This is a genomic window from Kitasatospora sp. NPDC050463 (assembly GCF_040655255.1).
GTDB lineage: Bacteria > Actinomycetota > Actinomycetes > Streptomycetales > Streptomycetaceae > Kitasatospora.
The window spans coordinates 1-13760 of sequence record NZ_JBFAJO010000126.1 but is presented as its reverse complement, the minus strand read 5'-3'; the positions used below and the strand labels follow the sequence as shown (position 1 = coordinate 13760).

7 protein-coding genes are annotated in these 13760 nt (G+C 74.2%); all 7 read left to right on the top strand.

What is annotated here, in order from left to right; all coding sequences use genetic code 11:
• Positions 1-443: 443 nt before the first annotated feature.
• Positions 444-1769: a discoidin domain-containing protein gene (locus AB0J08_RS39010; RefSeq protein WP_360644073.1), complete on the top strand. Its 1326-nt coding sequence runs from the start codon at positions 444-446 to the stop codon at positions 1767-1769.
• 2 nt (positions 1770-1771) lie between these two features.
• Positions 1772-3043 carry an MFS transporter gene (locus tag AB0J08_RS39005; RefSeq protein ID WP_360644075.1) on the top strand — a complete coding sequence of 424 codons (1272 nt, stop codon included), beginning with the start codon at positions 1772-1774 and terminating at the stop codon, positions 3041-3043.
• Positions 3040-4053, top strand: a complete 1014-nt coding sequence (locus AB0J08_RS39000) for a hypothetical protein (protein ID WP_360644070.1) — start codon at positions 3040-3042, stop codon at positions 4051-4053. The genes AB0J08_RS39005 and AB0J08_RS39000 overlap by 4 nt, the downstream gene beginning before the upstream one ends.
• Positions 4054-4268: 215 nt before the next feature.
• On the top strand, positions 4269-4436 hold the full coding sequence (locus AB0J08_RS38995; protein WP_360644067.1) for an SflA family class IV lanthipeptide: 168 nt from the start codon (positions 4269-4271) through the stop codon (positions 4434-4436).
• Between the two features lie 2 nt (positions 4437-4438).
• The gene (lanL, locus tag AB0J08_RS38990; protein WP_360644064.1) at positions 4439-7090 is read left to right on the top strand and encodes a class IV lanthionine synthetase LanL; all 2652 of its coding nucleotides are present in this window, start codon (positions 4439-4441) and stop codon (positions 7088-7090) included.
• 948 nt (positions 7091-8038) lie between these two features.
• Positions 8039-8812, top strand: coding sequence for a BTAD domain-containing putative transcriptional regulator (locus AB0J08_RS38985; protein ID WP_360644061.1), 774 nt, complete (start codon positions 8039-8041; stop codon positions 8810-8812).
• 411 nt (positions 8813-9223) lie between these two features.
• Positions 9224-13760: acyltransferase domain-containing protein (locus AB0J08_RS38980; RefSeq protein ID WP_360644058.1), on the top strand; the 4537-nt coding region annotated here is incomplete at its 3' end.

Genomic DNA, 13760 nt, shown 5'->3' with positions numbered 1-13760 from the left:
GGACGACGCGGTAGAGAGCGGAGTTGGCGCCCCGGTCGCCACCCCGGTTGAGGCGGTGGCGCTGAGTTCGGCCGGACGACGCGGGTAGCGGCGCGGCCATATATGACCGGGGGCGAAGGATCCGCCCGCGCACCCGAGGGGTGCCCGCCGGCGCCGCGCGCCGTGGGTGTCGACCACCGGCCGCACGAGGGGCTTCGAGGCGCCGACGGCCCGTGACGGACCGGAAGTTCGGCACCGCTCTCCTATTGATAGGAAACTTTACTTCCTACTACGCTGTCGGCTGGCGGCTTGGCGCGGCGCCCCTTCCGAACGGGGCGTGACGCGCTCAGCGAGAGCTCTGACCCAGCCGCCGCGGTGGTGCGGTCACCGCTTGACCGGCGGGCTCCCGTGCGGAGCGCGCCGGTGTCCAGCTCTCGCCATTTCTCTAGGTCAGGGGTCCAGGGATGCGTCTGGGTGTCTCGGTAAGGCCTGTTCACATCGGAGTGTTCGCCGCCGTGCTCGCGTTGCTCGGCGGACTGTTGCTCGGCTGGTCCGAGCGGGCGGGGGCGGCGGCCGATCCGCTGCTCTCGCAGGGGAAGGCCGCGACGGCCTCGTCCACGGAGGGATCGTCGTACGCGGCGGGCAAGGCGTTCGACGGGAACACGGGCACGCGGTGGGCGAGCGCGGAGGGGAAGGACCCGCAGTGGCTGCGGGTGGACCTCGGCGCGAACGCCACCGTCTCACGGGTGAAGCTGAGTTGGGAGGCCGCGTACGCGAAGGCGTACCGGCTGGAGGTGTCGGCGGACGGGGTGACCTGGACGACGGTGGCGGAGGAGAAGGCCGGCAACGGCGGGACGGACGAGTGGACGGGGCTGGCCGGCAAGGGCCGCTACCTCCGGATGTACGGCACCGCGCGCGGGACGTCGTACGGGTACTCGCTGCTCGAAATGGAGGTGTACGGCGTGCTGGACGGCGGACCCCCGCCGGGCGGGGCGTTCACCGTGGTGGCGGCGGGCGACATAGCCGCGCAGTGCACCGCCTCGGACAGCGGCTGCGCCCACCCGAAGACCGCCGCGCTGGCCCAGCAGATCAACCCGAAGTTCTACCTGACGATGGGTGACAACCAGTACGACGACGCCCGGCTGTCGGACTTCCGGAACTACTACGACAAGAGCTGGGGCGCGTTCAAGGCGAAGACCCACCCGGTGCCGGGCAACCACGAGACCTACGACCCGGCCGGGTCGCTCGCCGGGTACAAGTCGTACTTCGGCAGCATCGCCTACCCGCAGGGGAAGAGCTGGTACAGCTTCGACGAGGGCAACTGGCACTTCGTCGCGCTGGACTCCAACGCCTTCGACCAGAGCGCCCAGATCGACTGGCTGAAGGCCGACCTGGCGGCCAACGCGAAGAAGTGCGTCGCCGCCTACTGGCACCACCCGCTGTACTCCTCCGGCGGGCACGGCAACGACCCGGTCTCCCGGCCGGTGTGGAAGATCCTCTACGGTGCCGGGGCCGACCTGGTGCTGAACGGGCACGACCACCACTACGAGCGGTTCGCCCCGCAGGACCCGGACGGCAAGGCCACCGCGGCCGGGATCGTCGAGATCGTCGGCGGGATGGGCGGCGCCGAGCCGTACCCGATCGAGCAGGTCCAGCCGAACAGCCAGAAGCGGATCAGCGGTGAGTACGGCGTGCTGAAGCTGGACTTCACCGACTCCGGGTACGGCTGGACCTACGTCGGTACGGACGGCCAGGTCAAGGACACCAGCCCGAAGTACAGCTGCCACTGATGATGTACCTGGCCACCACCGGCCGCCGTCCGGACGCGCCGTCCCGCCCCGCGGGGGTGGGGCGGCGCGTCCCCGGCACGGTCATCGCGCTCGGTGCGGTCAGCCTGGTCACCGACGTCTCCTCGGAGATGGTCACCGCCGTGCTGCCGCTCTACCTGGTGCTGGGCCTCGGCCTCTCACCACTCCAGTTCGGCTTCCTCGACGGCCTGTTCAACGGCGCCACGGCACTGGTCCGGCTGCTCGGCGGCAGGCTCGCCGACCGGGGCGGCGGCCGGCACCGGACCGTCGCCGGGGTCGGCTACCTGCTCTCGGCGCTCTCCCGGCTCGGGCTGCTGCTGGCCGGCGGAGCGGCCGGCGGGATCGCCGCCGCGCTGGCCGCCGACCGGCTCGGCAAGGGCGTGCGGACCGCGCCCCGGGATGCGCTGATCTCGCTCAGCGCACCGCCGGAGGCACTCGGCCGGGCCTTCGGCGTGCACCGGGCGATGGACACCACGGGGGCGCTGCTCGGACCGCTGGTCGCGTTCGCGGTGCTGTGGGCGACGGCGGACGCGTACGACGCGGTGTTCGTGGTCAGCTTCGCCATCGGACTGCTCGGCGTGCTGGTGCTGATGCTGTACGTCCCGGCCGGGGCGGGGATTCCGCCCGGGGCCGCGGCGCCGGCAGTCGAGCGGAAACCGGCCGTCGAGCCGAGGCCGGCCCGGGAGAAGACCCGGGCACTCGCCGACCCGGTGTTCCGGCGGGTGGTCACGGCCGCCGCGCTGCTGGGAGCCGCGACGATCGGCGACTCCTTCCTCTACCTGCTGCTCCAGCGCGGCCTGGACCTGTCGCCCCTGCTGTTCCCCTTGCTGCCGCTCGGTGCGGCGGCCTGCTACCTGCTGCTGGCCGTCCCGGCGGGCCGGATCGCGGACCGGACCGGGCGGCGCACCCCGTTCCTCTGCGGGCACGGGGCGCTGCTCGCGGCCTACCTCACCCTGCTGGCTCCACCGGTGTGGCCGACCGCCGTGCTCACCCTGGTACTCCTGGGCGTCTTCTACGCCGCCACGGACGGTGTGCTGATGGCGCTCGCCGGGCCCGTGCTGCCGTCGGAGGGCCGGGCGGGCGGGCTCGCGGTGCTACAGACCGGCCAGGCGCTGGCCCGGCTGGTCGGAGCGGCCGGGTTCGGCGCGGCCTGGACCTGGTGGGGGCCGCGCCCGGCCCTGGCGGTGGCCGCGGTCGCGCTGGCCGCCGCACTCGCCGCCGCAGGGCGGATCCTGCCGACAAGGGAGGCCTCGTGAAGGCGCGTTCGACGGTCCTGGTCATCGCCGTCCTGGTCCTGCTGGGCGGTTCGCTCGGGTACGTGCTGCACGCCCGGCAGCGCGACGGCGGACAGCAACTCGTCGCGGCGGAGAGCTCGTTCACCCTGAACGAGCCCGGCGTCTACTACCGGGACAGCGCCACCGGGCGGGTCGCCCGCAGCCAGGGGGCGCCGGACGGGCCGTCCTGCGCCCGGTTCTACGCCGCCGGGGACCACGCGCTGTGCCTGCGCGCGCTGCCCGGCGTCCCGGCCCGCACCCAGGCGGTGGTGTACGACCGGCGGTTCACCGAGCTCCAGACCGTGACGGTGCCCGGCGTCCCGAACCGGGCCCGGGTGTCGGCCTCGGGGCAGCTGCTCTCCTGGACCACCTTCGCGGTGGGGGACTCGTACGCGGCCAGTGGCTTCTCCACCCGGACGTCGATCCTGGACCTGCGCACCGGCTACCTGGTCAAGTCGATCGAGTCCATCCCGCTGACCATCGGCGACACCCGCCACCACGCCGCCGACGTCAACTACTGGGGCGTCAACTTCGCCGCCGACGACAACCGCTTCTACGCCACCGTCTCGACCGGCGGTCAGACGCACCTGGTCGAGGGCGACCTGCGGGCGTGGTCGGCCCGGACCCTGCGGGAGAACGTCGAGTGCCCCTCGCTCTCGCCCGACGGTACCCGGATCGCCTTCAAGAAGAAGGTCTCGGCCGACCCCGCCGCGCCCTGGCGCCTCCACGTCCTGGAGCTGGCCGGGCTGCGCGAGCACCCGCTGGCCGAGTCCCGCAGCGTGGACGACCAGGCGGCCTGGCTCGACGGGGACACCCTCGGCTACGCGCTGCCGGGCCGGGACGGCAAGGGCACCGACGTCTGGACCGTCCCGGCGGACGGCAGCGGGGCGCCACGGCTCCTGGTGCCCGGCGCCTCGTCGCCGGTGGCCGTGCCGGCGTCGCCGGTGGCCCTGCCGGCGTCCCCGGTGGCCCTGCCGACGGTGCCTGGCTGACCCGGCGGTCGGGGCGGCGCGGGTCGGCCGGGGGGCGCACCGCCCCTCCACGGATGTGTCGGCCCTGTGAAACTCCTGCGTTCTGACCTCTTGTCAGGCCGATCATTCCTCCCTACCTTCGGGGGTCAGGACCCCGGCCCCATCGGGCCCGGCGGCCCCCGGCGGGCGCGACCCCGCGCCGGCGCCGGACACACGACAAGACCTGGAGGCGTCACATGCCTGTAGCCATGATCGACGAGATCCGCGACGCGGGCCCGCTCGCGGTCGACGACGAGGCCATCGTGTTCGAGGACGACGACCGCAACGACCACGACGCCACGGCCTGTCTCGCCGACCCGTGGGTGACCGCGACCACCCGCTTCGGCTGCGACTTCAACTCCTGACGGTGGCCGAGCCCATCGCCGGCCGCAGCGGATGGTCCGACGACACCTGGTCGTACCTGAACGATCCGCGGATGCCGGCGATGGCGCACGGCTGGAAGCTGCACGTCTCGGCCCGGCCCGGCGACCTCGCGGCCGTCATCGACCTCGTCCTGCCGGTGCTGCTGCGCCACGTCTGCCACGCCAAGTGGGCCAGGAGTCCGGAGACCCTGCGGGAGATCAACTCCGGTGCGTCGAGCGCGGGAGCCGTCGGCAAGGCGATCACGGTCTACCCGGGGCCGGGCACCGTCGTCGGGCTCGCGGACCAGCTCGTCGCCCTCCTGCGCGGCCGGGAGGGACCGCAGATCGTCAGCGACCGGCGGGTCGATCCGCACTCCCCCGTCTACTACCGCTACGGGCCCTTCACGGGCGACTACCGGACCGGCCGGAGCGGGCGCCTCGAATCGGTCATGGTGGGCCCCGACGGCCGGGTCTTCGACGGTCTGGCCACCGGTGCGTACCGGTGCCCGCCGTGGGCCGAGGATCCCTTCGCGAACCGGGCCGGGCACGACGCCCGGCCGCCCTCCTCCCCCGGACTCGGCGACGGGCGCTACCGGATCACCGGCGGCATCGTGCGCAAACCGCAGGGCAACGTCTACCGCGCGGTCGACCGGGCCACCGGGCTGGCAGTGGTCGTCAAGCAGGCGCGGGCCTTCGTGGCCGAGGACGAGTCCGGTGCGGACACCCGCGACCGGCTGCGCAACGAGCGGACCGTGCTGGCCGCGCTCGACACCGTCGCGGGGGTCCCCCGCGCGCTCGACTACTTCCGGCACCACTGCGACGAGTACCTGGTGCTGAGCAGCTGCGGCGACCGGGACCTGCGGCGCGACGTCCAGGAACACGGCCCGTACCGGGACGACGGGGCCCGGCCGTCGCGCGCGCTCGCCGATCTGGCCGGCCGGCTCCTGCGCGTCCTGGACGGCATCCACCAACGGGGGGTGGTGGTCCGTGATCTCAAGCCCGACAACGTCGTGCTCGACGCCGCGGGCCGGTGCCACGTGATCGACTTCGGCATCAGCGCTCTGGACGGCGTCGGTCCGGACGGCTCGACCCCCGGCTACAGTGCCCCGGTCCGCCGCGTGAGCGGGCCGGCCGAACCCGCCGACGACTACTACGCGCTGGGCACGACCCTCTGCTTCGCCGCCACCGGCCTGGATCCGGTGATCGTCGACGGCGATGCCGCCGTCAACCGGGACCGCACCCTCGCCGGCCTGGCATGGGCGCTGCCCGGCGACGACCACCGGCCGATCCGGGCGGCGATCGCCGAGTTGACGAGCCTCGACCCCGCCGTGCGGACCGCCGGCGCCGACCGGCTCCGCACCTGGGCGGTCGGTGCGGTCGGGCCGGCCGGTGCGGCCGGGGCAGTCGGGCAGGCCGAGGCAGTCGGTGCGGTCGAACGGCCCGCGGCGTCCCGGGCGCCCCGTGGGCCCGGCCGGCTGCGCTGCGACGACGGCCTGCTCGACGAGATCATCGAGCACACGGCCGCGTACTGCGTCGACGAGGCCCGCAGGATCGCGGACCCCGTGCTCGCCGCACGCGCGAACATCCCGACGCCGGTGGACGTCTACGGCGGAAGCTCGGGGCTCGGCCTGGAACTCCTCCACCACCTCCACCGAAGCGGGGTGCGCGACACCGTCCACGCCCTGGCGCGGTGGACGGCGAGCCAGTCCAGAACCCTCTCACCGGGCTTCTACTCGGGCCGCACCGGTGTCGAGCTCTTCCTCGCCCAGGCGCGGGCGACCCCGGGGGCCGGGGGCGTCGGCCAGGGCCCGGACGCGGTCGACACGGCAGGGTCGGGAGGGCACCCCGCCCTGCCGGCCCGGGGACCGGACGGCGGACCACCGGAAGCGGACCTGATCGAAGGCGTCGCCGGAATCGGCATCGGCCGTCTGCTCCTCGCCCGCCACGCCGCCGCCGGCGGCGACAGCCGGCTCGCCGCCCGCCACCTCGCCGTCGCCGCCGAGTGCGACCGGATGCTGGCGTCCGGCGAGGCCCGGCTGACACCGGCGGGAGCCGAGACGGTCGGCAGCGCGGCCCTGCGCGAAGGACTGGCGCACGGCGGGGCGGGTGTCGCGTACTTCCTGCTCGAACACGCGAGCGCGACCGGGGATCCCGACACCCTCCACCGGGCCCGGCGGGCGTGCGCGCACCTCGCCGCCGTCACGCCGGGCATCGTCGCGGCGGCGGGCAGCCCCGGAGGATCGCGCCGGTACGGCTCCTGGTGCCGGGGCCTGGCCGGGATCGGAGCGGTGCTCGTCCGGGCCGCCGACCGCCTCGGCGAACCCGAGTACCTCGCCCTCGCCCAGCAGAGCGCGCGCAGCTGCGCCGCATTGGCGCCGCGCATGCCGCTGGTCAACCAGTGCTGCGGGCTGTCCGGGGTCGGCGACCTGCTGGTGGACGTCGCCGAGGCGTCCGGCGCCGAGGAGTTCTGGCACGCCGCCGAGACCGTCGCCGCGATCATCCTCAGCCGCAGCGGCGGCAGCCCGTCCCGGCCGGTGTTCCCGGACGCCGGCCTGACCCGGTCGAGCGCCACCTGGGCCGGCGGCTCCGCCGGCGTGCTCGCCTTCCTCAGGAGACTGCACGACCGCGGCGGACCACGGCTGGGCCTCATCGGCTGACGGCGCGGATGCCGACGGCATCCTGCGGCGCTCCGCCCTTCACCGAGGGTTCGGGGCGCCGGCGGGCACGACGCCCTGGCGGGCCCGCTCCCGAGCCGCGGCCTCCCGGAAGCGGCTGAGCACGCCCGCCGCGCCCGGGACCAGGGCGCAGCGCACCGCGTTCCCGCCACCGGCCTCCCCGACGCCCTCCCCGACACGGTGGTGCGCGGACCGGCACGACGCGTACCAACTGCTCTTCCAGCAGGGATCACGAGCGTACCCGACGGGTATTCACCGACCGGACGACGGTGTGCCGAAAGGATCCTGACGATCATTCGACCCCGCCGGTCGACCGGCGGGAACGATCGGGGCAATCGTACGCACAAACCGCCGGGCCTGAAACCCCGTCTCGGTCGATCCGGTCCGACCCAATGCGTGGTGGCAAGAACCGGACACGGCCGAACGTGACCCGGGAACGCCCGGCGGCGGTCGCGCCCCGGGCGAGGGAATTCGGCCGATTCCGGCGCTCCAACGGCAATCCGGGCACGGTGCGCCTCCCGGGTTCCCGCCGCCGACGCACCGGATCACGGCCCGGCGCGGCGGCCGGGTCGAACCCGCCGGCGCCAACCGCCTGATGTGCAGACTTCAAGGATTCCCCGTCTTTCGGGGGGTGTCACCACGCCAGCTCGACGGCCCGCCGTCCGATACGAACGGACCGGCCGGACGGTCGACCGCAATACCCGCGAGTGGGCTTCCGAAACCTCGGCCTGATCGTTCGTCAACTCGCCATACCAAGTCGGACGCCTTCGATCCAGACCTTCTTTCAGGAGGATTTGGAAGTACTCTGTCGTCAACCGCGCGAGAACCTGTTCGACCCCTGGGGACCATTCCCGGAACCAGGGTGTTTCCCCGCGTGGTCGATGATGTTTCTTTTGGGTACGGGGGTGACTTGTGGCGGAGGGTCACACAATGAATTTCAGAGTTCTTGGCCCGTTGGCGGTCCAGACCGGAGGAATCCCCGTGAATCCGGGGTCGGCCCGGCAGCGGGCGGTATTGTCCGCCCTTCTGCTGACGCCGGGCCAGCCGGTGACCGTGGAACAGCTCACCGAGGCCGTCTGGCCGCGGAACCCGCCGAGCGACGTCATGGCGAACCTGCACAGCTATGTGTCCAACCTCCGACGGCTGTTGGAGCCGAACCGGCCGCCCCGGAACCGGGACACCATCCTGCGGCGCGAACCGAACGGCTACGTCCTGGCGGTGGACCCCGACTGCATCGACGCCGTCCGCTTCGAGCGGATGCTGCACGAGGGCCGGCGGCTGCTCCAGGCCGGGATGCACCGGACGGCGAGCCGGACCCTGGAGGACGGGCTGGCGCTGTGGCGCGGGCCCGCCCACCCGGAGGTGAGCGACTACGCGCTCGGTGCGCAGACGGCCTCGCGGTACGAGGAGTTACGGCTGCTGGCCCTGGAGAGCCTCTGGGACGCCACCCTGGCCGAGGAGTGCGACTTCTCCGCGCTCGCCGCCGAACTGCCCGCGCTCGCCCTGCGGTTCCCGACCCGCGAGCGGTTCAGCTGGCTGCTGATGAAGGCCCTGTACCGGTCGGGCCGGCGGGCCGACGCGATCGACGCGTACCACCGCACCCGCCGGACCCTGGCGGAGGAGTACGGCGTCGACCCGGGCGACGAGTTGCAGGAGCTGTTCGGCACGATCCTGCGCGGCGACCCGATCGCCGGGTGCGCCTGAGCGCCCGGCGGGCAGCTCCCCCCTGCGAACAGGCCGGGCGACCGGCGGGCCCTTGCACCCGCCGGCCGCCCGGCCTTTTGCACGCCCTTGACATTGACATGCCCATGGCCCCCGGGGGACCCGGCAGCGGCGCCGGCAGACCGTTCGCCGTCGAATCCCCGCAGGTCGGAGCCGTCGCCCAAAGCCCTTCCAAGTCACCTCCAAGTCACCTCCAAGTCGCTGCCAAGACGGCCCTGGCAAGGTGCTGACGACAGACAGGAAGATCAACACCGAGCGGTTCCGGACCGTCCCACCGGGCCGGCCGAGCACGACCGCAGGACACTCGGCCGCGGACCACGGTCGCCGCGGCCACGGCGGTCGCGAACCACGCACCATCACCCGCCCCGGCCGACCGGGCGGGGAGTCGAGACGATGAGGAAAGCCGAGTTCGCCGTGCCCCAGACGAGTTGTGAAGACGACACGGTCGCCGTCGTCGGACTGTCCTGCCCGGCGCCCGGACACCGTGACGTCCACCGCGGCAACGACGGCCCGGACGGCGGCGCCTCGTTCTTCCGGATACCCGCCGAGCGGGCCGCCGGACTCGGCCCCGCCGACTGGGCCGTGCTGGAACTCGGCTGGACCGCCCTGGAGGACGCCGGGATCGTCCCCGCCTCGCTGAGCGGGGGCCGGACGGGCGTCTTCCTCACCGCGTCCACCCGGGGCGGCGCCGCGGAGCACCTCGCCGCCGTCCTGGACCTCCACGGCCCGACGGTCACCCTCGAACCGTCGGCATCCGCCGCGCGGGACACCGTCGCCCTGGCAGCGGCGAGCCTGCGCCGCGGGGAGTGCGACCTCGCCCTGGCCGGCGACGCCGACACCGTGCTCGCGGTGCTCCGACCACTACCGGCGGCGCACCGCGACGGAGGGCGGATCCACGGCGTCCTCGGCGGCCTGCGCCCCGTGGGCGGCACCGAGGGCACGGGCGGCACCGGGGACACGGGAGAGGCCGAGGGCACGGGCGGCACCGGTCTACTCGCCCTCGTCGGGGCAGTACCCGTCGAACCGGCCGAATCCACCGCGGCCGCCGCAGCCGCCCCACGCCCCCTGGCGACCACGTTCACGCCGCTGCTCCTCTCCGCGCGCAGCGCCGCCGGCCTGCGGGCCCAGGGCCGGGCGCTCAAGGAGCGCTTCGGATCCGACCCGAAGCTCCGACTCACCGATGCGGGCCTCTCCCTGGCCACCACCCGCACCACCTTCGAGCAGCGCGCCGTCCTGGTCGCCGACAGCCGCGAGCACGCCCTGGAGGGCCTGCGCGCCGTCGCCGAGGACGGCTTCGGCCCGCTGCTGGTCCGCGGTACAGCGGGCACCGCGGGCACCGGAACGGGCGCGGTGTTCGTCTTCCCCGGCCAGGGCACCCAGTGGCCCGGCATGGCGCTCGGCCTGCTGGAGTCCTCCGAGGTGTTCCGGGAACACCTGCGGGCCTGCGCCGACGCCCTCGAACCGCACGTCCCCTGGTCCCTGGCCGACGTCCTGCGCGGCGCGCCGGGTGCGCCCGCCCCGGTGGCGGTGGACGTCGTCCAGCCCGTCCTGTTCGCCGTGATGGTCTCCCTCGCCGCCCTCTGGCGCGCCTGCGGCGTGGAGCCCGCCGCCGTGGTGGGCGCCAGCCTCGGCGAGATCGCGGCCGCCCACGTCGCCGGTGCACTCAGCCTCGACGAGGCCGCCGAGGTGGTGGCGCGGTGGAGCCGGGCCCAGGCCGACGCGGTCGGCGAGGGCGACCTGGCCTCGGTGCTGCTGCCCCGCGAGCAGCTGGCGCCGCGGCTCGCCCGGTGGCAGGGCCGCCTCGACATCGCCGGCACCAACGGCCCGCGATCCGCCCTGTTCTCCGGCGACCGGGCCGCCGTGGACGAGCTGCTCGCCGAGCTGGCTGCCGAGGGCGTCCGGGCGAGGAAGCTGAGCAACGGACTCGCCGCGCACCACTCCGGGCTGCGCCTGGACCGCGACCGGCTGCTCGCCGGCCTCGCGCACATCCGCCCGCGCACGTCGGCCGTGCCGTTCTACTCCTCGGCCACCGGTGGGCTGCTGGACACCGCCGCGCTGGACGGCGCGTACTGGATCCGTAACATCACCGGCGAGATCCGCTTCGAGGACGCCACCCGCGCACTGCTGTCCGACGGCCACCGGACCTTTCTGGAGGTCGCCCCGCACCCCGACCTGCTCGGGGGCCTCCAGGAGACGCTGGACGACGCCGGCCTGACGGAGCACGCCGCCGTCCTCGGCACCCTCCGCCGCGACCAGGGCGGGCCGGACCGGTTCCTGACCTCGCTCGCGGAGCTGCACGTCCGGGGGACGGCCGTGGACTGGGCCGCCGTGCTCGCCGACACGGACGCGCGACGCGTGCCGCTACCGACGTACCCGTTCCACGCCGCGAACCCGGCCTCCGGGCGGTCGGACGCCGAACGGCACCGGTGGGTCCGGGAACTGGTCCGCACCGAGATCGCGGCCCTGCGCGGCCCCGGAGCGGCCGAGGCCGGCGCGGACCGGTCGTTCCGGGACCTCGGCTTCGACTCGGCCACGGCGGTCGAGCTGCGCAACCGGCTGATGGCGGCGACCGGCCTGCCGCTGCCGCTGACGCTGCTCTTCGACCACCCGACGCCCGAGGCCCTCGGCCGGTACCTGCTCGCGGAGCCGGGCGCCGGGGCGGTCTCCGCACCGGAGGAGACGGAGCCCTCCGAGGCGGTGGCGACGGCCGACGCCGAGGAGCCGATCGCGATCGTCGCGATGGCGTGCCGGTTCCCCGGCGACGTCCGCAGCCCCGAGGACCTGTGGCAGGTGGTCGCGGACGAGTCGGACGCCGTCTCGCCGTTCCCCGCGAACCGTGGCTGGGACGTGGCCTCGCTGTACGACCCCGACCCGGCCCGCTCCGGGCACAGCTACGCCCGCGAGGGCGGCTTCCTGCACGACGCCGACCGCTTCGACGCCGCGTTCTTCGGGATCAGCCCGCGCGAGGCCCTCGCCATGGACCCGCAGCAGCGGCTGCTGCTGGAGACCGCGTGGGAGGCCTTCGAACGGGCCGGCATCGACCCGTCCTCGGTGCGCGGCTCGCGCACCGGCGTATACGTCGGGGCGATGACGCAGGACTACGGCGCCCGGATGCACGAGGCGGGCGGCGGCGTCGAGGGCCACGTCCTGACCGGCACGACCGTGAGCGTCCTCTCCGGTCGGCTGTCCTACGTGTTCGGGCTGGAGGGACCGGCGATCACCGTCGACACGGCGTGCTCGTCCTCCCTGGTCGCCCTCCACCTGGCCGTCCGGGCGCTGCGCGACGGCGAGTGCACGATGGCCGTCGCCGGCGGAGCGGCGGTGATGGCCTCGCCGGGCATGTTCGTCGAGTTCAGCCGCCAGCGGGGCCTGGCCCCGGACGGGCGGTGCAAGGCCTTCGCAGCCGCCGCGGACGGCACCGCGTGGGGTGAGGGCGTCGGCGTCCTGCTGCTGGAGCGGCTCTCGGAGGCACGGCGCCACGGGCACCGGGTGCTGGCCGTGGTCCGCGGCAGCGCGGTCAACCAGGACGGCGCCTCCAACGGGCTGTCCGCGCCGAACGGCCCTGCGCAGCAGCGGGTTATCCGCGCGGCGCTGGCCGACGCCCGGCTCTCGGCGGCGGATGTCGACGCGGTGGAGGCGCACGGGACGGGCACCCGGCTCGGCGACCCGATCGAGGCGCAGGCCCTGCTCGCCACCTACGGGCAGGCACGTCCGGCCGAACGGCCGCTCCGGTTGGGGTCGTTGAAGTCGAACATCGGCCACACCCAGGCCGCCGCCGGGGTCGGCGGTGTGATCAAGATGGTGATGGCGATGCAGCACGGCGTGCTGCCGGCCACCCTGCACGTCGACGAACCGACCAGCCACGTCGACTGGAGCGCCGGCGCGGTCGAACTGCTCACCGAGGCACGGGAATGGCCGGCCGGCGAACGCGTGCGCCGCGCCGCCGTCTCCTCCTTCGGCATCAGCGGCACCAACGCGCACGTCATCCTGGAGGAGGCCCCGGCCCACGAACCGGCGCCGGCAGGCCCGGAACCGGTGGGCGGCGTACTGCCCTGGGTGATCTCCGCGCGGACCCCCGAGGCGCTGCGCGCCCAGGCCGCACAGCTGCACGCGGCCGTCGAGACCCACCCGGAGTGGCAACCGGCCGACGTGGCCCGGGCATTGACGGCCGAGCGGTCACTGTTCGAGCAGCGGGCGGTGGTGATCGGCGACAGCCGCGACCAGCTGCTGAACGGGCTCACCGCACTCGCCGACGACACCACCGCGCCCCAGGTCGTCCACGGCACCGCGAACTCCGGAGGCACCGTCTTCGTCTTCCCCGGCCAGGGCTCCCAGTGGATCGGCATGGGCGCCGAACTCCTGGACACCTCAACCGTGTTCGCCGAGTCGATCGCCCAGTGCGAGGCCGCCCTCGCCCCCCACGTCGACTGGTCCCTCACCGACGTCCTGCGCGGCAACGACGACCTCACCCGCGTCAACGTCGTCCAACCCGCCCTCTTCGCCGTCATGGTCTCCCTCGCCCGCCTCTGGCAGACCCTCGGCGTCCACCCCGACGCCGTCCTCGGCCACTCCCAAGGCGAAATAGCCGCCGCCCACATCGCCGGCGCCCTCACCCTCGACGACGCCGCCCGCATCGTCGCCCTCCGCAGCAAAGCCATCCTCGCCCTCAGCGGACACGGCACCATGGCCAGCATCCCGCTGCCCGCCTCACAGGTCGAACCGCTCCTGACGCCGCACCGCGGTGAGGTGAGCATCGCCGCCGTCAACGGCCCCAGCCACACCGTCATCGCCGGCACCGTCACCGCCGTCCACGCCGTCGTCGACCAGGCCAAGAACGACGGCGCACGCGCCCGCACCATCCCCGTCGACTACGCCTCCCACTCCCCCCAGGTCGAAACGCTGCGGGAGCAACTCCTCAGCGACCTCGCCG